The sequence below is a fragment of the Actinomycetota bacterium genome (genome assembly GCA_014360655.1).
Classification (GTDB): Bacteria; Actinomycetota; Geothermincolia; order Geothermincolales; family RBG-13-55-18; genus JACIXC01.
The window spans coordinates 147,038-169,665 of the sequence record JACIXC010000004.1; the positions used below are offsets into that span (position 1 = coordinate 147,038).

Sequence of the window (22,628 nt, forward strand, 5' to 3'; positions counted from 1 at the left end):
GGATGACCATGACGGATCCCATCGCGGATATGCTGACCCGCATCCGTAACGCGAGCGCTGCCCGACACGAAGAGGTGGAGATGCCCTCGTCGAAGATGAAGCAGGAGATCGCGGCGATACTGAAGAGGGAGGGTTTCATCGCGGATTATCAGGTGGTCAAGGGCGGCAGCTACGACACCTTGAGATTACGCCTCAAGTACGGGCCCAACCGCGAGCAACTTATAAACGGCATCAAGCGTATCAGCAAGCCGGGGCTGCGCGTGTACACGAAGAAGTCCGAGATGCCCCGCGTGCTGGGAGGGCTGGGGATAGCCATCATCTCCACCTCCAAAGGCCTTCTGACCGACAGGGAGGCGCGCGAGAAGGAAGTGGGCGGGGAGGTCATCGCCTACGTCTGGTGATGCCGGTCCGCCGGCCCACGCACGACGAGAGAGAGCTGGAGGTAGCAATTGTCGAGGATAGGAAAGGCGCCCATTCCCGTCCCCCCGGGGACGGAGGTAAGGATAGAGGGTAACCGCGTGCACGTGAAGGGTCCCCGGGGTGAGCTCACCCAGGAGTTCCACCCGGACATGATCATCGAGCTGGAGGAGGGGTCCATAAGGGTGCGGAGGCCCTCCGACTCCAACCTCCACCGCTCGCTGCACGGGCTGACTCGCTCCCTCATCGCCAACATGGTGGAGGGAGTCACCAACGGTTTCGAGAAGAACCTGGAGATACACGGGGTGGGCTACCGCGCGGTGGCCAAGGACCGTGACATCGAGCTCTCCCTGGGCTTTTCCCATCCCATCCTGGTCAAGGCTCCCGAGGGGATCGAGTTCGAGCTGGTGACGCCCACCAAGATCAGGGTGAAGGGCGTGGACAAGCAGAAGGTGGGACAGGTGGCGGCGAAGATCAGGGCGCTGCGCAAGCCCGACCCCTACAAGGGCAAGGGAGTGCGCTACGCCGGCGAGCATATAAGGCGCAAGGCCGGGAAGTCCGCCGGGTAGTAGGCGGACGGACAGGAACACGGAGTAGAGGGAACATGGACGGCGCCAAGGAGAAGAGGCTGAAGAAGGAGCGACGCAGGAAGCGCGTGCGCAAGAAGATACAGGGGTCGCCCGAAAGGCCGCGGCTCTCGGTGTTCAGGAGCAACCGCCACATCTACGCGCAGGTCATAGACGACGTGGCGGGTCACACCCTGGCCAGCGCTTCCACCATGGAAAAAGGCCTGGACCTGGCCGGCAAGAAGAAGACGGAGGCGGCCATGGAGGTGGGGCGGCTGATCGCGCGGCGGGCGCGCGAAAAGGGCGTGAGCAGGGTGGTCTTCGACCGGGGAGGAAATCTCTACCACGGCAGGGTGAAGGCGCTGGCCGAGGGCGCCCGGGAGGAAGGACTGGAGTTCTGATCCGCATGGAAGATACTGGAGGTACCGCATGCCCAAGATAGACCCGACCGTCCTCGAGCTCGAGGAGCGCGTGATACACATCAACCGCGTGGCTAAGGTGGTGAAGGGGGGCCGCCGCTTCAGCTTCACCGCCCTGGTGGTGGTGGGGGATAAGGCGGGCCTGGTCGGCTACGGCTACGGGAAGGCCCGCGAGGTGCCGCTGGCCATCCAGAAGGGCGTGGAGAGGGCCAAGCGCAGCCTTTTCAAGGTCCCCACGCGCGGCACCACCATACCCCACCAGGTGGTGGGGAAATACGAATCCTCGCGCGTGCTCCTCAAGCCGGCCAGGGAGGGGACCGGCGTGATAGCCGGGGGACCGGTGCGGGCGGTCATGGAGCTCTCGGGCATCCAGGACGTGCTGACCAAGACCTACGGGTCCCGGAACCCGGTGAACGTGGTCAAGGCCACCGTTAACGGACTCAAGGCCATCAGCAGGGCGCGCGAGGTGGCGCAGATACGGCAAGCGGAGTTGCGCAAGGTCGAGGGGGCGGTGCAGGCATGAGCGACGGAGAAGGGAAACTGCGTATCACCCTGGTCCGCAGCCTCATCGGGCGTCCCCGGGCGCAGAGGCGCACGGTGCGGGCGCTCGGGCTGAAAAGGCTGCAACACAGCGTGGTGCATAAGGACACCCCCGAGATAAAGGGGATGATCCGCAAGGTGAGCCATCTCTTGCGCGTGGAACCACTGGAGGAATGAGCGATGGCCATGAAGATACACGACCTCAAGCCGGCGCCGGGATCCACCCACGCCCCCAAGAGGGTGGGGCGCGGGCGCAGCTCGGGCCACGGGAAGACCAGCGGCCGGGGCATGAAGGGCCAGAAGGCGCGCGGCAAGACCCGCATCGGCTTCGAGGGCGGGCAGATGCCGCTGCAGCGGCGGGTCCCCAAGCTGCGCGGGTTCAAGCCCCGGGACAAGAAGGAATATCACCTGGTGAACGTGGAGAAGCTCAACCTCTTCTCCGACGGGGACGTGGTCACGCCGCAGGCGCTGGTGGAAAAGGGCATCCTGCGGAAGGTCCAGAAAGAGGTGAAGGTCCTGGGAAGGGGGACGCTGGAGCGCAGGCTCACGGTGAGGGCGCACGCCTTTACCGCCGGGGCGACGGCCAAGATCGAGGCCGCCGGGGGAAGCGTAGAGGTGGTCTGACTTGCTCCGCACCTTCCGCAACATCTACAAGGTAGTAGACCTGCGCCGCAAGATCCTTTTCACCTTCGTCATCATCCTCCTTTACCGCCTGGGTTCCTCCATCCCCTCACCGGGGGTGAACACGAGTGCTCTGACGAAGCTTGTTGAGGAGGGGGGCATCCTCGGTTTCCTCAACTTCTTCTCCGGGGGGGCGCTATCGCACCTGGCGGTGTTCGGGCTGGGCATCATGCCCTACATCACCTCCGCCATCATCATGGAGATGCTGGTGGCGGTGATACCCAAGCTCAAGGAGTGGCAGGAGGAGGGGGAGTCGGGCCGGCGCAAGATCACCCAGGTGACGCGCTACCTCACCCTGGGCCTGGCCCTCATGCAGTCCATCGGGTTGGTGTGGCAGTTCTCCCGCGCCCGTGATATCGGGGGAGAGACGGTGCGCATCATCGAGTTCACCTGGATGAAGGGCATCGTCATCGTGCTCGCACTCACCGCGGGGATGGCCCTGCTCATGTGGTTCGGGGAGCTCATCACCGAGAGGGGCATAGGGAACGGCATGTCCATCCTCATCTTCACCTCCATCATCGCCCGCGTCCCCTATGAGTTCAAGACCATGATCACCCAGACGGAGCTGCGTTACGGCAACGTGGCCTACGGCTACATCATATCGGTGGTGATGTCCCTGGCGGTGATCGTCGCCGTCATCTACCTTGACCAGGGGGAGAGGCGCATCCCCGTGCAGTACGCCAAGCAGATAAGGGGAAGGCGCATGACCATGGGGGGGTCCACCTACCTTCCCCTGAAGATCAACACCTCCGGGGTCATCCCCATCATCTTCGCCTCCTCGATCATCTTCTTCCCCACCATGCTTTCGCAGTTCATCCCTGCCCTGCAGGGGGTGGCCACCCACCTCACGCAGGGATGGCTCTACTTCGTGGTCTACACCTTTCTCATCATCTTCTTCGCCTACTTCTACACCTACATAGTCTTCGATCCCTTCACCCAGGCCGAGCACCTCAAGAAGTACGGCGCCTTCGTGCCGGGGATACGTCCGGGCACCCCCACCGCCACCTATTTCGGCAAGGTCATCAACCGCATCACCCTCCCGGGCTCCATGGCCCTGGCGGCCATCGCCCTGCTGCCGGCGGTCATGTTCTATTTCTTCGGCACCCGGGAGATACCTTTCGGCGGCGCCGCCATCATGATCATCGTCGGCGTGGCCCTGGAGACCATGAAGCAGATCGAGGCCCAGCTGCAGATGCGCCACTACGAAGGCTTCCTGCGATGAGATGATGCGGAAGGGAGGGTGAAAGCGATGAACCTGGTTCTTCTGGGCCCGCCCGGCGCGGGCAAGGGCACCCAGGCGGAGAGGATAAGCGAGGCCTACGCCATCCCCCATATCTCCACGGGGGACATCTTCAGGGAGAACCTCAAGAAGGGGACGGAGCTCGGCCTGAAGGCCAGGGAGTACATGGACCGGGGGGAACTGGTCCCCGACGAGGTGGTCATCGGCATCGTGCGCAACCGCCTGGCGGAGCCGGATTGCGAGCGGGGGTTCGTGCTGGATGGTTTTCCCAGGACGGTGGCCCAGGCCGACGCCCTGAAGGAGATGCTTGCGGGTATGGGGCGCGGCATAGACCACGTGCTGAACATAAGCGTACCCGACGACGTGGTGGTGGAGAGGCTGACGGCCCGGCGCACCTGCCGTGCCTGCGGCGCCATATACCACCTGGTTTACAGCCCGCCGCGCGAGGAGGGGAAATGCGATTCGTGCGGGGGCGAGCTCTACGTGCGGGACGACGACCGCGAGGAGACGGTGCGAGCGCGCCTGCGGGAGTACGAGGCGAAGACTCGGCCCCTCGTCGAATACTACCGCGGCGAGGGGTTGCTGCGGGACATCGACGGCGCGGCGGGGATGGAGGACGTCCTGGCGAGCATAAAGAGGGTGCTGGGTTGAACCCGGTTGGGAAAGCGGTGGCGGGTGATGGAAGGCACGTTCGGGCATGCGGTTCTTGCGCGGAGCGGCGTTACGGGTAGGGTACCCATGATCATCAGGAAATCCCGGGAGGAGATAGCGAAGATGCGCGAGGCCGGCCGCATAGTGGCCGGGGTCCTGGACATGCTCGGCGAGCATATCAAGCCCGGTGTCGCCACCGAGACGCTGAACCGCCTGGCGGACGAATATATCAGGAAGAGGAAGGCAATACCGTCGTTCCTCGGATACCGCGGTTTCCCCGCCTCCATCTGCACGTCCATCAACGACGTGGTGGTGCACGGCATCCCCGGCGGGGAAAGGCTAAGGGAGGGTGACATCATAGGCGTCGACGTGGGAGTGATCCTCGACGGCTACCAGGCGGACGCCGCGCGCACCTACGCGGTGGGCGAGGTGAGCGAGAGGGCCGCGAGATTGATGCAGGTCACCAGGGACTCCTTGCAGGCGGGCATCGACGCCTGCCGACCCGGCAAGCGCCTGGGAGACGTTTCCAACAGCATCCAGAGGGTGGTGGAGGCGGGAGGGTTCTCGGTGGTCGTGCAGTTCGTGGGCCACGGCATAGGGAGGGAGATGCACGAGGAGCCCCAGATCCCCAACTTCGGGCCCCCGGGGAGAGGCCCCCTCCTGCAGCCGGGGATGACCTTCGCCCTCGAGCCCATGGTCAACGAGGGTACCTACGAGGTTAGGGTGGATGACGACGGCTGGACGGTGCGTACCGTGGACGGCAAGCTCTCCGCCCATTTCGAGCACACGGTGGCGGTGACCGAGACCGGGCCCGTGATACTGACCCTGCCTTGAGGGAAGGAGGCGAGGCGATGAGGCCGGAAAGGCCGGTCGCAACAAGGGCGGGAAGGGACCGCGCGGCGAGTTCGCGCGGAGCGTGCAGGCGGTCCAAGGAGACCACGGCGGAATCCTGGACTATCCGGAACTTGTTTGTTAGTATATAAATTCTGGTGCGAAAAGAATTGACGCGCCCCGCGCGGGGTGGCGTTGGGAGAGTGAGGAGTGGGCAGGAAGGAAGGCTCCGTAGAGGTAGAAGGGACCGTACTGGAACCGCTGCCGAACGCCATGTTCCGGGTGGAACTGGACAACGGACACAAGTTGCTTGCTCACATATCCGGCAAGATGAGGATGCATTACATAAGGATATTACCCGGGGACAGGGTGGTGGTGGAGATCTCGCCCTACGATCTCACCCGGGGCAGGATCGTCTATCGCTACAAGTAGCGCAGCGCTGAAAGGAAGAAGCTGGAAATGAAGGTAAGGCCGTCGGTGAAGAAGATGTGCGACAAGTGCAAGGTGATACGCCGTCACGGCAAGGTCCTTGTCATCTGCCAGAACCCCCGCCACAAGCAGAGGCAGGGTTGAGTCGAGGAGGTTGGTGGTCTTGGCGCGTATAGCGGGCGTGGATCTTCCCAGGGACAAGCGCGTGGAGGTGGCCCTCACCTATATTTACGGCATAGGAAGGTCCACCTCGCTGAAGGTGCTCCATGATTGCCGGATCGACCCCAATACCAAGGTGCGCAACCTCACCGACGAGGAGGTCGTGCGGCTGCGCAGCTACATAGACCAGAACCTGAAGGTGGAGGGGGACCTGAGGCGTGAGGTGGCCCAGAACATCAAGAGGAAGATGGACATAGGGTGCTACCAGGGTTTGCGCCACCGCATGGGGTTGCCCGTGCGGGGCCAGCGAACCCACACCAATGCCCGCACCCGCAAGGGACCGCGCAAGACGGTGGGAGTGAAGCGCAAGAAGAAGTGATGCACGGCATGGACTACGCCGCGGCCTGAGCGGCTTGTCCCGGAAGACGGGAGACGGAAGAGGACAGGAGGTTGCCAGTTGGCCAGACCGGCGAGAGGAAGAGGAAGAGGAAAGAAAAGGGAAAAGAAAACGGTGTTGCACGGTGAAGCCCATATCAAGTCAACCTTCAACAACACCATCATCACCATAACCGATAAGAACGGGGACACCCTCACCTGGTGCAGCTCGGGAACGGTGGGGTTCAAGGGTTCGCGCAAGAGCACGCCCTTCGCCGCGCAGATGGCGGCGGAGAGCGTGGCCAAGAAGGCGCAGGAATTCGGGATGAAGAAGGTCGACGTCTTCGTGAAGGGGCCCGGCTCGGGTCGCGAGACGGCCATACGCACCCTGCAGGCCAACGGGCTGGAGGTGGCGAGCATCACCGACGTCACGCCCCAGCCCCACAACGGGTGCCGCCCCAAGAAGAGAAGAAGAGTGTAGGGGTGTGGGGAAATGGCCCGTAACCTGGAACCATCCTGCAAGCAGTGCCGGCGCGAGGGGCAGAAGCTCTTCCTCAAGGGCAGCCGCTGCGAGAGCGACAAGTGCGCCATGGAGAGGAGGTCTTACCCGCCCGGGGAGCACGGCCGCGGCAGGGTCAAGGAGACGGAATACCTGCTGCAGTTGCGGGAAAAGCAGAAGGCTAAGCGCATATACGGCGTGCTGGAAAGGCAGTTCAGGCGCTATTACGGCAAGGCTTCCCGCCAGCAGGGGATAACAGGCGAGAACCTGCTCTTCCTCCTGGAGACCAGGCTGGACAACGTGCTCTACCGCGGCGGCCTCGCCTCTTCACGCGGCGACGCGCGGCAACTGGTGCGCCACGGCCACGTGACGGTGAACGGCCGCAAGGTGAACATCCCTTCCTACGAGGTGAGGGTGGGGGACGTGGTGGAGTTGAAGGAGAAGAGCAGGGACCTGGTGCGGGTCATACAGGCGGTGAGGGCCGCCGAGGGCAGGCCGGTGGTACCCTGGTTGAAGGTGGACGCGGAAAGACGCCGCGTGGAGGTCGTAGCGCGCCCCCGGCGCGAGGACATCGACGTCCCGGTGAAGGAACATCTCATCGTGGAGCTCTATTCCAAGTAGGATACGGACAGGAGGGAATATACCTTGGTTCTGGAAATGCAGAAACCGCATGTCGAGGTGGATAAGCTCGAGGACTCGTACGGAAGGTTCATCGTGGAGCCCCTGGAGCGCGGGCTCGGGCATACCCTGGGCAACTCCATGCGCCGCATCCTGCTTTCCTCCATCCCGGGCGCGGCGATAACCTCCTTGCGCATCGAGGGGGTGGTGCACGAGTTCACCACCATCGAGGGCGTCAAGGAGGACACCATGGATATAATCCTCAACCTGAAGGGTGTCATCCTGCGCATACTCGACGAGGGGCAGCACACCCTCTTCATCGACGTCACCGGCCCGCGCACGGTGACCGCCGGGGATATCCAGGCCCCCTCCGAGGTGGAGATCGTCAACCCCGACCTGAAGATATGCACCATGAACGGCAAGGGCAGGCTGAAGATGGAGATGACGGCACAGAAGGGCAGGGGTTACGTGTCCTCCGAGCACCTGGGCGGAATACGGGAGGTGGCTGGCACCATCCCCCTGGACGCCATGTTCTCACCGGTGGTGCGCGTTTCCTACCAGGTGGAGGCCACCCGCGTGGGGCAGCGCACGGACTACGACAGGCTCATCCTGGAGGTGCACACCAACGGGAGCATAGACCCCAAGGAGGCCCTGGTGAGGGCAGCCCAGATCCTCGCCGGGCACATAGGGATCTTCATGGGGCTTGCCGAGGGCGAGGAAGGGGAGCTGGCGAGCATCTTCTCCGCGGAGCAGCCGCGCGCGGGGAGCAAGGAGATGCAGACCCCCATCGAGGACCTGGAACTGCCGGTGCGCGTCCTCAACTGCCTGCACCGCGGCGGCATCAATACCGTGGGCCAGTTGATTGAGAGGACGGAGGAAGACCTGCTGGCGCTGCGGAGCTTCGGGGCCAAGTCCATAGAGGACGTGAAAGAAAAGCTGGAGAAGAGGGGCCTCAGCCTGCGCACCGGCTAGCCAGCAGCCGCAGACCATCGCGACGATCACGAGAGGGACGAGTCATGCCGCAGCCAAAGAAGGGCAGGAGATTGGGAGGGAGCAGCTCCCACCAGCGCTCCATGCTGGCCAACCTGGCCAGGGAGCTGATCGAGCACGAGAGAATCAGGACCACCCAGGCCAAGGCGAAGGAAGTGCAGCCCCTGGTGGATAAGCTGGTGGGCCTGGCCAAGCGCGGGGACCTGCACGCCCGCCGGCAGGCGCTGGCCATCATCCCCGACCGCGACGTGGTGCACAAGCTCTTCGCGGAGATCGGACCGCGCTACGAGGATCGCGAAGGCGGTTACTGCCGCGTGGTGAAGACAGGGCCGCGCCAGGGCGACGCCGCCCCCATGGCGGTCATAGAGTTCGTATAAGGTAAAATCCAAGGGAGAGGGCTTCGCCCCCTCCCTTGACCCTCCCCCGTACTTCTTTCGGCGGCCGGGCCGCCGGGTAACGGTCTCGCTCGCAGGCTCGCTGCGACCGACCCGGTCGTTCCCGGCCTTGGTGGTTGCGTATCAGTCCTTCTTCCGGCCCAGGGCCTCAGGGTAACGGTCTCGCTCGGCGCCGCGCATCTTTCTCATGAATCCGAAACCCTGGGAAAGGCGTCCTCGCTGCGACCGACTCTGTAGTTCCCCGGGCTTGGTTGGTGTGTATTCATCCTTCTTCTGGCGGCCGGGCCGCCGGGTAACGGTCTCGCTCGCAGGCTCGCTGCGACCGACCCGGTCGTTCCCGGCCTTGGTGGTTGCATATCAGTTCTTCTTCCGGCCCGGGGCCGCCGGGTAACGATCTCGCTCGCAGGCTCGCTGCGACCGACCCGGTCGTTCCCGGCCTCAGTAGGGTGAAATTCAGGGGGCGATGGAAGGGGTTTCCGTGTCGCGCGGTAGGGGGAGCGAAGGTAAAATCGGGATATGGCGAACTACATGTTGAAGCTGGCGTACGACGGCACCGCTTACAAGGGTTTCCAGGTGCAACCGGGACTACCCACCGTGCAGAGGACGCTCGAGGAGGCTCTCGCGCGCGTCGCGAAGCGCTACTCGCCGCTCTACGCGGCGGGAAGGACAGACGCGGGGGTGCACGCAAGGGGACAGGTGGTGAACTTCCACGCGGAGCTGCGCGTGGAGGTCGCCAGGCTGGCACGCGCACTTAACTCCCTCCTGCCGGACGACATCGCCGTTGTCTCCTGTAGGGAGGTGAGGGAGGAATTCCACGCGCGCAGGGATGCCGTAGCGCGTTCGTACTCCTATTATTTCCATACGGGTGAACATCCTTCACCCTTTCACCGCCTTTACGCGCTGCACGTTGGCGGGTCCCTCGACGAGAAGGGGATGGGGGAGGCCCTGCGGTCCATAGTCGGCGTACACGACTTCGCTTCGTTCTGCCGACGGGAGGAGGGGAGGTCCACCATCCGCGAGGTTTACGAGTCTGAGGTCGTACGCGATGGTGAGCTCCTGCGCGTGCGCGTGAAGGCCAACGCCTTCGCATGGATGATGATGCGCATGCTCTGCGGGAGCCTTCTCGAGGTGGGGAAAGGGAGGTGGTCCCCGCAACGCTTCCGCGAGGTCCTGGAGGCTGCCGACAACTCGCTCTCCGGCCCGGTTCTGCCTCCCCACGGCCTCTTTCTCGAGGAGGTCCATTACCCGGACGGCCTCTGATCTCCGACCCGCACCGCGGCGGGAGCAGATTACGGGGGCGTGCGGTCGGGCGGTGCGCTCAGGTCGGAGGCTCGGGCCTCAGGGTGATGAGGGAACGGTAACGCTGCAGGCTCTCCTGTGGGTCGTAACCCACCAGCTCCAGGACCAGCCTGGCGGGAGGAGCGGATCCCTCGCCCACCCATACCCGGCACCTGACCTCGAAGCGCAGGTTGCTGAAATACTCCCAGGCGGGACCGGAAAGGATGTCCTGCGCGCGTGCGGAGGAAAGCTCCAGGAGGTAGACACGGAAGGTCGCGCCGCCGTCCACCTGCACTCCCTCGCTCACGGGATCGCCGTATTCGGTGAGCACCTTCGTGAAGTTGCGGGGGTCATACAGGCGGTTGGGCATGTCCCCGGGATCGATGGCCTTGGTCTCGCCGTTCTCCTTGCTGTAGACGGCGCCTTCCTGGGAAAATATGGTAAGTATCTCCTCGCCGGCTGGCGAGGAACTCAGCACGGAGAGGGAGAATTCGCCGTCTTCCAGGAAGCCCTCGCCCTTCTCGTCCCCGTAGACGGTGTAACCGGAGACGCCTATCCATGTCTGCACCTCCAGTTGGAAACGGTACGCGGCTCTCTCGTGCAGCGCGCGCAGGGAAGCCTCCACCGCCTCCCGCGCCCCTTCCGCCGGTTCGACCGGGGAGCTGCCGCAGCCTCCCGCGTACTGCACTTGCAGGAGGAGCAGGGCAGCGATGAGGGCGGGCGCTGCGGCGCGGAGCAACCGGCTCATCGGGAACGGATCACCGCCAGTATCTCGTCACGTTTCGTCTCCATGAGCTCACGCGTCCTGGCTTCCAGGTTGAGGCGCAACAGTGGTTCGGTGTTTGAAGGGCGCACGTTGAACCACCAGTCGTCGTACTCGACGGTGACGCCGTCCAGGCGGTCGATACGCGCTCCGGCGTGCAGGCGGGCGATCTCGTCCAGCTTGGCGGGGATGTCATCCACCCTGCTGTTGATCTCCCCGGAAGCGTGATACTTCTTGAAAGGCTGCAGGATCTCGGAGAGCGGCCTGCCCTCCAGGCTGACGATCTCCAGCACGAAGAGCGCGGCGATGATGCCGGAATCGGCGCGGTAATTGTCGCGGAAGTAGTAGTGACCCGAGTGCTCCCCGGCGAAGACGGCCCCCGTCTCCGCCATGGTCTGCTTGATGAAGGAATGGCCCACGCGCTCCCGTATGGGGACGCCGCCGCAGGCGCGGATGGTCTCCGGTACGATCCAGCTGTTTATGCAGTTGTAGATGATCTTTTCGCCGGGGTTCTTCTGCAGTATGCGCCTCGCTATCAGGGCGGTGGTCAGGGAGCCGCTCACCGGCTCGCACAGGTCGTCCACCAGGAAGACGCGGTCGGCATCGCCGTCGAAGGCCATGCCCAGGTCAGCCCCGGCCTCCCGTACCCAGTCCTGCAGTAGCTTTATGTTCTCGGGCTCGATGGGGCTGGGCTGGTGGTGCGGAAAGGAACCGTCGAGCTCGAAGCAGTGGGGGATGAGGTCGCATGGAAGATGTTGGAAAAGAGCGGGGAGCACCAGTCCCGCCATGCCGTTTCCGGCATCCGCCACCACCCGCAGGGGTTTGACGGCGGAGACGTCGATGAAGCCGAGGACGTGCTCTATGTAGCGGGGGAGCATGTCCCTCTCCACGACCTCGCCGCGGCTCCGGGAAGCGGGGAGGTCTCCCCCCAGGACCAGGTCCCGGATCTGGGCGATGCCGGTATCCTCGCTGATGGGCCCCGCCTTGCGGCGGCAGAGCTTGAGGCCGTTGTATTCCGCGGGGTTATGGGAGGCGGTGAACATGGCTCCCGGGAGATCGAGCTCTCCGGAGGCGTAGTAGAGCATGTCGGTGGAACAGAGGCCTATGTCCACCACGTCCGCCCCCTGCCTCGTTGCGCCCTCGATGAAGGCCCGCGAGAGGGAGGGGGAGGACAGGCGCATGTCCCTTCCCACCAGGATCCTGTCCTCCTCGAGGAAGGTGACGAAAGCCCTGCCTATAAGGGAAGCCACCTCCTCGTCTATCTCCTCGGGATAGACGCCCCTTATGTCGTATGCCTTGAAAATCGCGGGATCCACGGCTCCCATCGCCTCACCTCCTCCCGGGCATGCTAAAATTTTAGCATGGTTTAACCGCGTAGGCCCCGCGCACCGCGCGCTTTCCCACGGGCGCGGCACCGCTGCGGCACGGAAGGGGGGTATTGATTGGCCGGTACGGAGATCCTGGATGACCTGGTGTCGCTCGAGGAAGGAGACCCGGGGGGCATGCTCCCGGCCGTGGAGGCCTTTCCCCGGCAGTGCGCGGATGCCCTGCGGCTTGGCAGGGAGCTGGAGACGGTCCCCTCCGCGGAGGGGTTGGCGAGGGTCGCCTTCCTGGGGATGGGCGGGTCGGCCATCGGGGGTGACGTGCTGCGCGTCCTCCTCGAGGAGGCCACGGGACTTTCCATGAGCGTACACCGCTCCTACCGCCTGCCGGTGACGCTGGGGTCGGACACCCTGGCCGTGGTGGCCAGCTATTCCGGCAACACCGAGGAGACCATCTCCGCTTTCGAGGACGCCCTCTACCTGGGGTGCCGCGTCCTGGCGGTCACATCGGGGGGGGAGCTCCTGAAGCGGGCCCGCGTTTCCGGCCTGCCCTGCCTGGTCATCCCCGCCGGGCTGCAGCCGCGCGCCGCCCTGGGATACCTTTCGCTGGCTGCGGCGGCGGTGATGGAGCGCATGGGGCTGCTGCAGGGTTTCGTGAAGGTTGCCAGCGAAACGGTTTCTTGCCTGGAGGACAAGGCTGAAGAGTGGGGGCGCATCTCCGTTACCGGCAAGAACTTCGCCAAGCAGCTCGCCCGCCGCCTGGTGGGCAGGGTGCCCGTGGTCTACGGGACGGAAAGCCTCCTGGGGGTGGCGGCGTACCGCTGGAAATGCCAGTTCAACGAGAACGCCAAGGTGCCGGCGTTCTGCCACGTCCTTCCCGAGATGAACCACAACGAGATAGTGGGCTGGCACGAGCTGAACGACGTCACGCGCCGCGCGGAGGCCATATTCCTCCTCGAGGAGGACGACGACCCGCGTATCGCCAGGCGGGTGGAGGTCACGGCGGAGCTCCTGCGGGACAGGGTGGGAGGGGTCACCGTGATACGCGTCGGTGGGCGCACGCGCACGGAGAAGCTCTTCGGCGCCATGTACCTCGGCGATTTCGTCAGCGTCTATCTCGCCCTGCTCAACGGGGTGGACCCTACCCCGGTGGAGAGCATAGCCCTGCTCAAGGAGCGCATGGCGCGGGAGGAGCGTGGGGAACCCGGGGAGGACGGTAGCGGCATTGGCGGCGGTGAGGGGGTGTGAGGGTCATGCCCGCGGGGTGGGAGAGGGCGATGGACGGGGCGGACGGCGACCGGCCGGTGGGAAGGTCCGATGGGAAGTGATGGAAAGGCGTGAAGAGGCGGCTGTTGAACGCGTGACCTCCCTGTGCGTTGAGGCGGGGATACCCCGCTTGCGCGCGGCGGTGGTGCTGGGGAGCGGCCTGGGGGATGCCGTGCCCGGGCTCGACGGGGCCGTGGAGATACCCTTCTCGGAGATACCAGGCTGGCCCGAGGCGGGGGTGCCGGGGCACGCGGGAACGCTTCTCGCCGGCGCGTACCGGGGACGGGGCGTGCTGGTGCAGCGCGGGAGGCCGCATTATTACCAGGGTCTGGAAATGGATGAAGTCACCTTCCCGGTGCGCGTGATGGCCGGGCTCGGCGTGGAGAGGATCTTACTCTGCAACGCCGCCGGTGCCCTCAACCCCGCGTTCGAGCGCGGTTACCACATGCTGGTTAGGGACCACATCAACCTCATGGGGGTGAATCCCCTGCGGGGCATGCGGGATGCCGACGGCAACCCGGCCTTCCTCGACGTCTCCTCCCTCTACGACGCGGAGGCGGGCGACCATCTCATGGCAAGGGCCCCCTCGGCCGCCTGGCCCCTTGCGGAGGGGGTGCTGGTGGCGGTCTCCGGGCCCTCCTACGAGACGGGCGCCGAGTTACGCTTCCTGCGCCTCATCGGGGGCGACGCGGTGTCCATGAGCCTGGTCCCCGAGGCCCTGGTGGCGCGTTTCCTGGGAATGTCGGTGACGGGGGTGAGCGTCATCACCAACGCCTGGGACCTGCGCAGGCCCCATCCCATGACGCACGAGGACGTCCTGAGGACGGCGGAAGAAGCGGTTCCCGTCCTCAGGGATATCATCGCCGCCTGGCTCGACCTGCAGGGCCAGCCGTTTTCTTGACAGGGGACGAGGAGGGCCACTATCATTAGTGTTTGTCGTGCGACAAAAAGAACGAGGTCAGTGAGGCGATGAAGACCTACAGCGTGAAGCAGGCGGACATAGCACGCGACTGGTACCTGGTGGACGCCGAGGGCGTGGTCCTGGGAAGGCTGGCCAGTGAGCTGGCCAAGATCCTCAAGGGGAAGAACAAGCCCATGTACTCGCCCCACCTGGACGTGGGCGATCACGTGGTGGTGGTGAACGCGGACAAGGTCGTCCTGACCGGGGACAAGGCGGAAAAGAAGAAGTACTACCGGCATTCGGGTTACCCGGGAGGGCTGCGCGAGATCTCCTACGGCGCCCTCATGCGCGACAAACCCGAGCTGGTGGTGGAGAAAGCCGTGAGGGGTATGCTTCCCAAGAACAGGCTCGGCAGGTCCATGCTCAAGAAGCTGCACGTGTACGCGGGACCGCATCATCCCCACCAGGCGCAGAAACCGCGAAGCCTGGACCTGCGGGGCTGAAGACCGGAAGGCAGGTGGAGATTTGCCGCAACATCTGGGTTACGGGACGGGAAGGCGCAAGGAGGCCGTAGCCAGGGTATGGCTTTACCCCGGCGAGGGCGAGTTCGTGATCAACGGGCGCAGCCTGGAAGAATATTTCCCGCGCCAGACCCTGCGCGACCAGGTCATGGAGTCGCTGGGCGTGGCGGGGAGCGTGGGTAGGTACCGCGTCGTGGCCACCATCAGGGGAGGCGGTATATCCGGGCAGGCGGGAGCCCTGCGCCACGGCATCGCCAGGGCCCTGGTGGACTGCGACGACACCCTCCGTTCGGAACTGAAGAAGGCCGGGCTCCTGCGGCGCGACCCGCGCATGAAGGAGCGCAAGAAGTACGGCCTTAAGAAAGCCCGCAAGCGGCCCCAGTTCTCCAAGCGCTGATATCCTCCTGGGACGGCCGGGGATCCCTTTATCCTTTTACGGCTGGGGAAAGGTCTTTTTACGCGTCTAGCGCAGGGAAAAGGTCGAGAGGCCAGGGGCCGCGGGGAAAGGCTACGAGGCCTTGCCCACCGCAACCGGAGACGGGACTCCCGGGCCCGTGCCGTGCCCCAAACACGAGTTACCCCCGGGGTTGCTGACGCCCGTGAGGGAGTGGCCGGGGAACCGGGAGGCAGGTCGCGGGCGTCCCTGCAGCGTACTTTTCCTTGAAGCCCCGGAAGGCGGGGTGATATAGTCCATGTGAGGGGAAAGCGGGAGCACGGTATGAAGGCGAGGAAAAGAGGCGGACCCCGGCTTTTCGGCACCGACGGCGTGAGGGGGAAGGTCAACAGCGAGCTTACTCCCGAGCTGGCCTTGCGCCTGGGCTGCGCGGCCGTGCAGGTCCTCGCCAGGGAAAACCCCCGCCCCCTGCTGCTCATCGGCCGGGATACCCGCATCTCGGGCGGGATGCTGGAGGCGGCCATGGTGGCGGGCATCTGCTCCAGCGGCGGCCGGGTGGAGTTGCTGGGAGTCGTTCCCACGCCAGCCGTGGCCTGCCTGGTCAGGAGCAGGAGTGCGGACGCCGGGGTGATGATCTCGGCCTCCCACAACCCCGCCGGCGACAACGGCATCAAGTTCTTTCACCGCGATGGCTTCAAGCTCCCCGACGATGTCGAGGACGAGATGGAGCGGCTGGTGGAGGACGCACGCATCCCGGGCCGTCCCAGGGGCGACGCGGTGGGCGTTTACCGCCAGGTGCCGGAGGCGGAGGAGGAGTACCTGCGCCACCTGCTCTCCATCACCCGACCGGACCTTTCCTCCCTGCGCATCGTGGTGGACAGCGCCCACGGCGCGGCGTACCGCGTTGCACCCAGGCTGCTGGAATCCCTGGGGGCCGAGGTCATATCCATCAACGCCTCACCCGACGGCCTGAACATCAACCGGGAGTGCGGTTCCACCCACTGCGACGGGCTGCAGAGGGAGGTGGTGGAGAGAGGGGCCCACCTGGGCCTGGCGTTCGACGGCGACGCGGACAGGCTGATAGCCGTAGACGAGGAAGGCCGCGTGGTGGACGGGGACTTCATCCTGGCCATCTGCGCCCTGCGCATGAAGGACAAGGGAATACTGAAGAGAAGCGCCGTTGTGACCACGGTCATGGCCAACCTGGGCTTTCACCGCGCCATGCGAAGGGCGGGCATAGAGGTACACGTCACCGATGTCGGGGACCGCTACGTGCTGGAGAGGATGCTCGGCGAGGGGAACAACCTCGGGGGGGAACAGTCGGGCCATCTCATTTTCCTCGACCACACCACCACCGGCGACGGGCTGGTCACCGCCCTCATGCTCGCGGAAGCCCTTGTCGAGCACGGAGGGACCCTCTCCTCGCTGGCGCGCGTGATGGAGAAGGTGCCGCAGCTCCTGATCAACGTCCCGGTCAAGGAAAAGGAAGGCCTGTTGGAGAACAAGCGCATAGCGGAGGCCCTGCATGCCTGGGAAGAGAGGCTGGGGGACGAGGGCCGCGTGCTGCTGCGGCCTTCGGGAACGGAGCCCGTGGTCAGGGTCATGGTGGAAGCCCTCAGTGGGGAGACCGCGGAAAGGGCGGCCCGCGAACTGGCGGAGCTCGTGGGGAAGGAGATGGGCTGATTTGTGCGGCATAATCGGTTACGTGGGGAAGAAGCCCGTTGCGCAGACCCTTTTCCAGGGACTGCGCAGGCTGGAATACCGTGGCTATGACTCCGCGGGGATAGCGGTGTATGACCGCGGGGGGATCAGGATGCTCAAGCGCAAGGGGAACCTCGATCAGATGGAGCCCCTCCTGCCGCGGTTTCCGGACCGCGGGGGCACGGGGGTCGCCCACACGCGGTGGGCTACTCACGGCCCGCCTTCCATGGAAAACGCCCACCCCCACGTTGATTGCCGGGGAGAGATCGCCGTCGTGCACAACGGGATCATCGAGAATTACCAGGAGCTGCGCGAGGAGCTCCTCTCGCGGGGACACCAGTTCCGTTCCGGCACGGACTCGGAGATCATCGCCCACCTGGTGGAGGAACATTACGGGGGAGACCTCGTGGAGGCGGTGCGCGCGGCCGTTCCACGCCTGCAGGGCTCCTATGCCCTGGTCTTCATGAGTTCCCGGGAACCCGGGGTCCTGGTGGGCGTGCGCAAGGACAGCCCACTCCTATTGGGAGTGGGCAAAGAGGAGAATTTCCTGGCTTCCGCTACCCTGGCCTTCCTGGATCACACGCGCAGGGCCGTGGCCCTGGAGAACGGCGACGTGGTCAGGGTGACCGACAGGGGCTGGCGCCTGCTGGACGAGAGCGGCAAGGCGATCACCCGGGATTCTTACATCATTCCCTACGACGTCTCCTCGGTGGAAAAGGGCGGTTACGCAGACTTCATGCTCAAGGAGATATACGAGCAGCCGCAAGCCTGGCTGGACACGTTGCGGGGCAGGTTGACCAGGTCGGGAAGGTTACGCATTGAGGAGTTGGAGGACGTGAGCTTCGATTTCAAGGATATACGGAGGCTCATCTTCGTCTCCTGCGGGACTTCCTACCACGCCTCCCTCCTGGGTCGCTACATAATAGAGGGGTGGATGGACATCCCGGTGGAGGTGGACATCGCCTCGGAGTTCTTTTACCGGGAGCCGCGCCTGGACCCCCACTGCCTGGTGGTGGCGGTGAGCCAGTCCGGGGAGACGGCGGACACCATGAGCGCGGTGCGCTGGGCAAAGCAATGCGGTGCCCCCGCGATTTCCATCGTCAACGTGGTGGGCAGCATGATGGCCAGGGAGTCGGACGGCGTTATCTACACCCATGCCGGGCCGGAGATCGGCGTGGCGGCCACCAAGACCTTCCTGGCGCAGATCGCCGCCGTCTACCTCCTGGGTTTCTACCTGGGCCAGGAGCGGAAACTGCTGGAGGCCGACTTCGTCCGCGACAACTTCGCCAAGCTGGAATCCATGGCCGCCTGCATAGAGGAGGTCCTGCAGGACACTGAGACGGTGGAGCGTTGCGCGGACAGGTACTGCCGCTGCGAGGATTTTCTCTTCCTGGGGCGCAAGATCAATTATCCCATGGCCATGGAGGCGGCCCTGAAGATGAAGGAGATCTCCTACATCCATGCCGAGGGGTACCCGGCCGGGGAGATGAAACACGGACCCATCGCCCTGTTGCACCCCGGTTTCCCGGTGGTGGCCATCGTCCCCCGGGATTCCGTGTACGGGAAGATGCGCGGCAACATCGAGGAGGTGAAGGCAAGGGGGGCCCCGGTGATCGCCGTGGCCACGCGGGGGGACCGCGAGGTGGAGGCGTGCTGCGAGGAGACCATCTTCGTGCCCGAGGTCGAGGCATGTTTCAGCCCGGTGGTAGTCGCGCCCGCGGTGCAGCTCTTCGCCTACCACGTGGCCAAGCTGCGGGGGTGCAACGTCGATCAGCCTCGCAACCTGGCCAAGACGGTGACCGTGGAGTGAGTAAGGGAAACGGCACGCGCGCCTGCGGGGAAGGGGGGCAAGGCGTGTTAGCGGCGTTCTCGATACCGAGAAAGGAAAGATGGACATCCTGGGTATAGGCGTCGACGTGGTGGAGGTGGCCAGGATAGAACGGGCCATGGCGCGGCACGAGGGCTTCGTGCCGCGCCTTTTCACTCCCCGCGAGAGGGAGAGGTGCGAGGACTGCTCCCGACCGGCCCGGCGCTACGCGGCGTGTTTCGCCGCCAAGGAGGCGGCATACAAGGCCCTGGGCGCCGGGGCGCGCGGTTTTTCCTGGCGGGAGGTGGAGCTCCTGGCGGACGGCGAGGGGCGTCCTTTCCTGGTGCTTTCGGGAAGGACGCGGGAAACGGCCCGCCGCCTCGGGGTGGAGCGCGTGCTGGTGAGCATCTCCCATACCGGGGAGCTGGCGGTGGCCTTCGCGCAGGCGGTGGGGGAGGGGGCGTCATGTTGAGGGTGGTCTATCCGCAGGAGATGGCGGAGCTGGACCGCGCGGCCATGGAGGCGGGAACCCCCTCCCTGCAGCTCATGGAAAATGCTGGAAGGTCCGTGGCGGAGCAGGCCAGGGACATGCTGGGGGGCATCTGCAGCGGGCGCCGCATCGTGGTGGCGGCCGCGAAGGGGAACAACGGGGGGGACGGCCTGGTGGCGGCGCGCTACCTCGCCTCCTGGGGGGCCGCGGTGCGCGTCTTCCTGCTGGGCGACCCCGAAGAGCTGAGCCCCGACGCGTCCACCAACTATCGGCGTTACCGCGAGGAAGGGGGAGAGGTGACGGTAGGCGGGGCGGAGGCGCTGGCCGAGGGACTGCGCGGGGCCGACCTGGTGATAGACGCCCTCTTCGGTTTCGGCTTCCGCGGCAGCGCGAAAGGGGAGTTCGCGGCGGCCATCGAGGCGGTGAACGCGTGTCCCGCCCCCGTGCTCTCGGTGGACATCCCGTCCGGCGTGGACGCGGCCACGGGCGAGGTGAGGGGCCCCGCGGTGCAGGCACAGCGCACGGTGACCCTGGCCTGGCCCAAGGCCGGCCTCTTCCTCTACCCGGGCGCGGAGAGGGTGGGGGAGATGGTCGTGGCGGACATAGGCATACCCGCGCACCTTTTGCAGGAGGTGGTGAAGAGCGACATCCACCTGCTGGAGGAGGGCGACGTGGCGGAGATGATCCCTCCCCTTTCTCCCCACGCGCACAAGGGGCAGCGGGGGAGGGTGCTGGTGGCGGCGGGGTCGCTGGGCCTCACCGGCGCCGCCGCCCTCGCTTCGCGGGCGGCACTGAGGGCGGGGGCCGGGGTGGTCACCCTGGGCATAGCGGCGGGCCTCAATGCCGTCATGGAGGTGAAGCTGACCGAGGTTATGACCCTGCCGCTTCCCGACGAGGATGGGAAGTGCTTGAGCCGCGAGGCGGCGGCAAGGGTGCTGGAGGAAGCCGGGCGTTACGACGTCCTCGCGCTGGGGCCGGGGCTGGGAAGGGCTCCGGCCACGGCGGAGATGGTATGGGAAATATTGGAAGGATGGGGGAAGCCCCTTGTGCTCGACGCCGACGGGATAAACTGCGCGGCTGAAAGGCCGCAGTTCCTGCAGCGGAGGGAATACCCTACCGTCATCACCCCACATCCCGGGGAGTTGGGCGGATTGCTGGGAAAAGCGGCGAGCGAGGTACAGGCATCCAGGCTGGAGAGCGCCCTCGCGGCGGCGCGCGCATTCCGCTGCGTGGTGGTGCTCAAGGGCGCCGACACGGTGATCGCCGACCCCTCCGGGAAAGCCGTCTTTCACCACCTGGCGCTTCCCGAGCTGGCCACAGCGGGCAGCGGGGACGTGCTCACGGGATGCATAGCGGCGTTCTGCGCGCGGGGACTGTCTCCCCTGCAGGCGGCGCTGTGCGGCGTCTTCCTGCACGGCAGCGCGGCACGGCTCGCCTGCAGCGTGGTGGGAGGTCTGGGGATGGTGGCGGGGGACATAATCTCCCATCTCCCGCTGGCACTGGCGGGGCTGCGCAGGGGAAAGGAAGGAGGCTTGTGAGAGTGAAAGCGGCGCGGGATATCATGAACACGCGTCCCGTCACCGTGGGCCCCGAGGCCTCGGTCACGGAGATGGCGGCCCTCATGGTGGAGAAACGCATCCGTTGCCTTCCCGTGGTGGACGAGGAGGGCAGGGTGCTGGGCGTGGTGGACGAGGAGGACCTGGTGCACCAGGATGCCCGCGTCCATTTCCCGACCTTCATCCATTTCCTGGAAAGTTACATCTTCCTTCCCTCCTCCCTGAAGCGGTTCGAGAAGGAACTGCGGCAGGCGGTGGGTTCAAAGGCCCGCGAGGTGATGGAGGAGGACATCCCCGCCGTGGACCCCCTGCGGAGCGTGGAGGAGATCGCCACCCTCATGCTGGATAGGGACATGGAATACGTGCTGGTGGTGGAGGAGGGAAGGCTGCTGGGGGTGATCACGCGGGCCGACATCCTGCGCACCATCGCGGAGGGTTGAGGACGTGCGCGCCCTTGCGCCCGGTCGCCTGCGGGTGGACGCCCGCCCTGCCGGCGCCGCGCGGGTGAGGGCGGCGCCGCGGGACGGGGCAGGCGGCGCGGCGCGGGGAAGAAAGGGGGTGGCGGGCACATGAATGCGGAAGTTTTCGATACGGATGTCTTCACGCGGCCCACCCGGCTCGAGATAGACCTGGAGAACATCCGGCACAACGTGCGCGAGTACGTGCGGCTCGCCGGCCCCTCCTGCCAGGTGATGGCGGTGGTCAAGGCCGACGGCTACGGGCACGGCGCGGTGGAGGTGTCACGCGCCGCCCTGCAGGCCGGCGCCTCCCGCCTGGGGGTGGCCCTGGTCGAGGAAGGTGAGGAGTTGCGCGGGGCCGGGCTGCGCGCCCCCGTGCACCTGCTCTTCGAGCCGCCACCGGAGGCGGCGCCCAGGGTGGTCGAGCTCGAGCTCATCCCCACCGTCTACAGCGAGGAATACGCGCGGGCGCTCTCCCGGGCCTGCGCCTCGCGGGGCGCGGTACTGCCCGTTCACCTGAAGGTGGATACCGGCATGCACCGGGTGGGCGTCGCGCCCGGGGAGGCGGTCGCCCTGGCGGAAGCGCTGCGGAACATGCCCGGGCTGGAGCTGGAGGGCGTCTACACCCACCTGGCCATGGCGTCGGTGCCCGGCCACCGGTTCAACGGCGAGCAGCTCCGGGTTTTCGAGGGGGTGCTCGCGGAGCTGCGCCTGCGGGGCATAGAGGTCCCCCTGCGGCACGTGGCCGCCTCGGGCGCCGCGCTATCCCTCCCCTCCTCGCGCATGGACATGATAAGGCTGGGGATCGCCATGTACGGACTGTTGCCCGGAAAGGAATACCGGGGCAAACTGGACCTGCGTCCGGCCCTCTCCCTGCGCACGCGCATCTGCCACGTCTTCAGGGCGCGGGAGGGGGAGGGCGTGAGCTACGGCCTTACCTACCGGTGTCCCCGGGACGGCTGGCTTGCCGTGCTGCCGCTGGGCTACGCGGACGGCCTGGCGCGCGCGCTCTCCAACCGCTGGGAGGTGCTCATCGCGGGCAAGCGGTATCCGCAGGTGGGGGCCATATGCATGGACCTCTGCATGGTTTACCTGGGTGAGGACCGCTACCGGCCCGGAGAGGAGGTGACGGTCATCGGCGGTTGGGGGGAGGAGTCGGTGGGGGTGGAACGCATGGCCGAGCTCCTGGGTACCATAAACTACGAGGTGGTGTGCGACATGGGAAAGCGGGTGCCGCGCCTCTACCTGAACAGGCGGGGGATGAGCGGGAGCACGGAGGAAGATGACGGGGAAGGCGGGTGAGCGGGGAGCGCGTCCCGGGCCGCTCTTTCCCCGCCGCTCCCATGGTGCTGGAGGGTGAA

The 22,628-nt window shown here is 65.7% G+C and carries 29 protein-coding genes; 27 read left to right on the top strand and 2 right to left on the bottom strand.

Annotated elements, in window-relative coordinates; all coding sequences use genetic code 11:
• Nucleotides 1–2 precede the first annotated feature (2 nt).
• From rpsH to truA, 17 genes are all read left to right on the top strand, one after another.
• Nucleotides 3–401 (top strand): 30S ribosomal protein S8, encoded by a 399-nt coding sequence (gene rpsH, locus H5T73_04655; GenBank protein ID MBC7247054.1) that lies wholly within the window; start codon nt 3–5, stop codon nt 399–401.
• Nucleotides 402–449: 48 nt separating this feature from the next.
• A complete protein-coding gene (gene rplF, locus H5T73_04660) occupies nt 450–986 on the top strand; it encodes a 50S ribosomal protein L6 (protein MBC7247055.1) in 537 nt (178 codons plus the stop codon).
• Between the two features lie 35 nt (nt 987–1,021).
• Complete coding sequence (gene rplR / locus H5T73_04665) at nt 1,022–1,384, top strand: 50S ribosomal protein L18 (GenBank protein MBC7247056.1); 363 nt, start codon at nt 1,022–1,024, stop codon at nt 1,382–1,384.
• Nucleotides 1,385–1,412: 28 nt separating this feature from the next.
• A complete protein-coding gene (rpsE, locus tag H5T73_04670; protein ID MBC7247057.1) occupies nt 1,413–1,925 on the top strand; it encodes a 30S ribosomal protein S5 in 513 nt (170 codons plus the stop codon).
• The gene (gene rpmD / locus H5T73_04675) at nt 1,922–2,119 is read left to right on the top strand and encodes a 50S ribosomal protein L30 (protein MBC7247058.1); all 198 of its coding nucleotides are present in this window, start codon (nt 1,922–1,924) and stop codon (nt 2,117–2,119) included. Before rpsE ends, rpmD begins: the two co-directional genes overlap by 4 nt.
• A gap of 9 nt (nt 2,120–2,128) precedes the next feature.
• Complete coding sequence (gene rplO / locus H5T73_04680) at nt 2,129–2,566, top strand: 50S ribosomal protein L15 (protein ID MBC7247059.1); 438 nt, start codon at nt 2,129–2,131, stop codon at nt 2,564–2,566.
• A 1-nt stretch (nt 2,567) separates the two neighbouring features.
• Nucleotides 2,568–3,845, top strand: a complete 1,278-nt coding sequence (gene secY / locus H5T73_04685; GenBank protein MBC7247060.1) for a preprotein translocase subunit SecY — start codon at nt 2,568–2,570, stop codon at nt 3,843–3,845.
• Nucleotides 3,846–3,872: 27 nt separating this feature from the next.
• Nucleotides 3,873–4,514, top strand: a complete 642-nt coding sequence (locus tag H5T73_04690; GenBank protein MBC7247061.1) for an adenylate kinase — start codon at nt 3,873–3,875, stop codon at nt 4,512–4,514.
• Nucleotides 4,515–4,601: 87 nt separating this feature from the next.
• Entirely contained in the window at nt 4,602–5,348 is a 747-nt protein-coding gene (gene map, locus H5T73_04695; GenBank protein ID MBC7247062.1) for a type I methionyl aminopeptidase, read from the top strand.
• A gap of 207 nt (nt 5,349–5,555) precedes the next feature.
• On the top strand, nt 5,556–5,777 hold the full coding sequence (gene infA / locus H5T73_04700) for a translation initiation factor IF-1 (GenBank protein MBC7247063.1): 222 nt from the start codon (nt 5,556–5,558) through the stop codon (nt 5,775–5,777).
• Between the two features lie 27 nt (nt 5,778–5,804).
• Nucleotides 5,805–5,918: a 50S ribosomal protein L36 gene (gene rpmJ, locus H5T73_04705; GenBank protein ID MBC7247064.1), complete on the top strand. Its 114-nt coding sequence runs from the start codon at nt 5,805–5,807 to the stop codon at nt 5,916–5,918.
• A gap of 19 nt (nt 5,919–5,937) precedes the next feature.
• On the top strand, nt 5,938–6,312 hold the full coding sequence (gene rpsM, locus H5T73_04710; GenBank protein MBC7247065.1) for a 30S ribosomal protein S13: 375 nt from the start codon (nt 5,938–5,940) through the stop codon (nt 6,310–6,312).
• A 78-nt stretch (nt 6,313–6,390) separates the two neighbouring features.
• Nucleotides 6,391–6,789 (top strand): 30S ribosomal protein S11, encoded by a 399-nt coding sequence (rpsK, locus tag H5T73_04715; GenBank protein ID MBC7247066.1) that lies wholly within the window; start codon nt 6,391–6,393, stop codon nt 6,787–6,789.
• Nucleotides 6,790–6,801: 12 nt separating this feature from the next.
• Nucleotides 6,802–7,428 (top strand): 30S ribosomal protein S4, encoded by a 627-nt coding sequence (rpsD, locus tag H5T73_04720; protein ID MBC7247067.1) that lies wholly within the window; start codon nt 6,802–6,804, stop codon nt 7,426–7,428.
• Nucleotides 7,429–7,464: 36 nt separating this feature from the next.
• Complete coding sequence (locus tag H5T73_04725; protein ID MBC7247068.1) at nt 7,465–8,397, top strand: DNA-directed RNA polymerase subunit alpha; 933 nt, start codon at nt 7,465–7,467, stop codon at nt 8,395–8,397.
• A 44-nt stretch (nt 8,398–8,441) separates the two neighbouring features.
• Nucleotides 8,442–8,792, top strand: a complete 351-nt coding sequence (rplQ, locus tag H5T73_04730) for a 50S ribosomal protein L17 (GenBank protein ID MBC7247069.1) — start codon at nt 8,442–8,444, stop codon at nt 8,790–8,792.
• Nucleotides 8,793–9,326: 534 nt separating this feature from the next.
• Nucleotides 9,327–10,070: a tRNA pseudouridine(38-40) synthase TruA gene (gene truA, locus H5T73_04735; GenBank protein ID MBC7247070.1), complete on the top strand. Its 744-nt coding sequence runs from the start codon at nt 9,327–9,329 to the stop codon at nt 10,068–10,070.
• A 58-nt stretch (nt 10,071–10,128) separates the two neighbouring features.
• On the opposite strand, the gene H5T73_04740 is transcribed toward truA, so the two are convergent.
• Together H5T73_04740 and manB are read right to left on the bottom strand one after the other, a co-directional pair.
• A complete protein-coding gene (locus tag H5T73_04740) occupies nt 10,129–10,836 on the bottom strand; it encodes a hypothetical protein (GenBank protein MBC7247071.1) in 708 nt (235 codons plus the stop codon).
• Nucleotides 10,833–12,176 carry a phosphomannomutase/phosphoglucomutase gene (gene manB, locus H5T73_04745; GenBank protein ID MBC7247072.1) on the bottom strand — a complete coding sequence of 448 codons (1,344 nt, stop codon included), beginning with the start codon at nt 12,174–12,176 and terminating at the stop codon, nt 10,833–10,835. The genes H5T73_04740 and manB overlap by 4 nt, the downstream gene beginning before the upstream one ends.
• Nucleotides 12,177–12,293: 117 nt before the next feature.
• On the opposite strand from manB, the gene H5T73_04750 reads away from it, so the two are divergent.
• From H5T73_04750 to alr, 10 genes are all read left to right on the top strand, one after another.
• The gene (locus H5T73_04750; protein MBC7247073.1) at nt 12,294–13,421 is read left to right on the top strand and encodes a bifunctional phosphoglucose/phosphomannose isomerase; all 1,128 of its coding nucleotides are present in this window, start codon (nt 12,294–12,296) and stop codon (nt 13,419–13,421) included.
• 79 nt (nt 13,422–13,500) lie between these two features.
• Nucleotides 13,501–14,340, top strand: a complete 840-nt coding sequence (locus H5T73_04755) for a purine-nucleoside phosphorylase (protein ID MBC7247074.1) — start codon at nt 13,501–13,503, stop codon at nt 14,338–14,340.
• A 68-nt stretch (nt 14,341–14,408) separates the two neighbouring features.
• Nucleotides 14,409–14,843 carry a 50S ribosomal protein L13 gene (gene rplM, locus H5T73_04760; protein MBC7247075.1) on the top strand — a complete coding sequence of 145 codons (435 nt, stop codon included), beginning with the start codon at nt 14,409–14,411 and terminating at the stop codon, nt 14,841–14,843.
• Between the two features lie 22 nt (nt 14,844–14,865).
• A complete protein-coding gene (gene rpsI / locus H5T73_04765) occupies nt 14,866–15,258 on the top strand; it encodes a 30S ribosomal protein S9 (GenBank protein ID MBC7247076.1) in 393 nt (130 codons plus the stop codon).
• Nucleotides 15,259–15,579: 321 nt separating this feature from the next.
• A complete protein-coding gene (locus H5T73_04770; protein MBC7247077.1) occupies nt 15,580–16,938 on the top strand; it encodes a phosphoglucosamine mutase in 1,359 nt (452 codons plus the stop codon).
• 1 nt (nt 16,939) lies between these two features.
• Nucleotides 16,940–18,766: a glutamine--fructose-6-phosphate transaminase (isomerizing) gene (gene glmS / locus H5T73_04775; protein ID MBC7247078.1), complete on the top strand. Its 1,827-nt coding sequence runs from the start codon at nt 16,940–16,942 to the stop codon at nt 18,764–18,766.
• Between the two features lie 79 nt (nt 18,767–18,845).
• Nucleotides 18,846–19,235: a holo-ACP synthase gene (locus H5T73_04780; protein ID MBC7247079.1), complete on the top strand. Its 390-nt coding sequence runs from the start codon at nt 18,846–18,848 to the stop codon at nt 19,233–19,235.
• Nucleotides 19,229–20,791, top strand: a complete 1,563-nt coding sequence (locus H5T73_04785; protein MBC7247080.1) for an NAD(P)H-hydrate dehydratase — start codon at nt 19,229–19,231, stop codon at nt 20,789–20,791. The genes H5T73_04780 and H5T73_04785 overlap by 7 nt, the downstream gene beginning before the upstream one ends.
• On the top strand, nt 20,788–21,249 hold the full coding sequence (locus tag H5T73_04790; protein MBC7247081.1) for a CBS domain-containing protein: 462 nt from the start codon (nt 20,788–20,790) through the stop codon (nt 21,247–21,249). The genes H5T73_04785 and H5T73_04790 overlap by 4 nt, the downstream gene beginning before the upstream one ends.
• A gap of 129 nt (nt 21,250–21,378) precedes the next feature.
• Nucleotides 21,379–22,569 (top strand): alanine racemase, encoded by a 1,191-nt coding sequence (alr, locus tag H5T73_04795; protein ID MBC7247082.1) that lies wholly within the window; start codon nt 21,379–21,381, stop codon nt 22,567–22,569.
• Nucleotides 22,570–22,628: the final 59 nt, after the last annotated feature.

Excerpts from the sequence above, each read along its gene's own strand:
- rpsH (MBC7247054.1), top strand. The coding sequence starts at position 3 with ATGACCATGACGGATCCCATCGCGGATATGCTGACCCGCATCCGTAAC.
- rplR (MBC7247056.1), top strand. The coding sequence starts at position 1,022 with ATGGACGGCGCCAAGGAGAAGAGGCTGAAGAAGGAGCGACGCAGGAAG.
- rpsE (MBC7247057.1), top strand. The coding sequence starts at position 1,413 with ATGCCCAAGATAGACCCGACCGTCCTCGAGCTCGAGGAGCGCGTGATA.
- rpmD (MBC7247058.1), top strand. The coding sequence starts at position 1,922 with ATGAGCGACGGAGAAGGGAAACTGCGTATCACCCTGGTCCGCAGCCTC.
- rplO (MBC7247059.1), top strand. The coding sequence starts at position 2,129 with ATGAAGATACACGACCTCAAGCCGGCGCCGGGATCCACCCACGCCCCC.
- H5T73_04690 (MBC7247061.1), top strand. The coding sequence starts at position 3,873 with ATGAACCTGGTTCTTCTGGGCCCGCCCGGCGCGGGCAAGGGCACCCAG.
- map (MBC7247062.1), top strand. The coding sequence starts at position 4,602 with ATGATCATCAGGAAATCCCGGGAGGAGATAGCGAAGATGCGCGAGGCC.
- rpmJ (MBC7247064.1), top strand. The coding sequence starts at position 5,805 with ATGAAGGTAAGGCCGTCGGTGAAGAAGATGTGCGACAAGTGCAAGGTG.
- rpsD (MBC7247067.1), top strand. The coding sequence starts at position 6,802 with ATGGCCCGTAACCTGGAACCATCCTGCAAGCAGTGCCGGCGCGAGGGG.
- H5T73_04725 (MBC7247068.1), top strand. The coding sequence starts at position 7,465 with ATGCAGAAACCGCATGTCGAGGTGGATAAGCTCGAGGACTCGTACGGA.
- rplQ (MBC7247069.1), top strand. The coding sequence starts at position 8,442 with ATGCCGCAGCCAAAGAAGGGCAGGAGATTGGGAGGGAGCAGCTCCCAC.
- truA (MBC7247070.1), top strand. The coding sequence starts at position 9,327 with ATGGCGAACTACATGTTGAAGCTGGCGTACGACGGCACCGCTTACAAG.
- H5T73_04740 (MBC7247071.1), bottom strand. The coding sequence starts at position 10,836 with ATGAGCCGGTTGCTCCGCGCCGCAGCGCCCGCCCTCATCGCTGCCCTG.
- manB (MBC7247072.1), bottom strand. The coding sequence starts at position 12,176 with ATGGGAGCCGTGGATCCCGCGATTTTCAAGGCATACGACATAAGGGGC.
- H5T73_04755 (MBC7247074.1), top strand. The coding sequence starts at position 13,501 with ATGGAAAGGCGTGAAGAGGCGGCTGTTGAACGCGTGACCTCCCTGTGC.
- rplM (MBC7247075.1), top strand. The coding sequence starts at position 14,409 with ATGAAGACCTACAGCGTGAAGCAGGCGGACATAGCACGCGACTGGTAC.
- H5T73_04770 (MBC7247077.1), top strand. The coding sequence starts at position 15,580 with ATGAAGGCGAGGAAAAGAGGCGGACCCCGGCTTTTCGGCACCGACGGC.
- H5T73_04780 (MBC7247079.1), top strand. The coding sequence starts at position 18,846 with ATGGACATCCTGGGTATAGGCGTCGACGTGGTGGAGGTGGCCAGGATA.
- H5T73_04785 (MBC7247080.1), top strand. The coding sequence starts at position 19,229 with ATGTTGAGGGTGGTCTATCCGCAGGAGATGGCGGAGCTGGACCGCGCG.
- alr (MBC7247082.1), top strand. The coding sequence starts at position 21,379 with ATGAATGCGGAAGTTTTCGATACGGATGTCTTCACGCGGCCCACCCGG.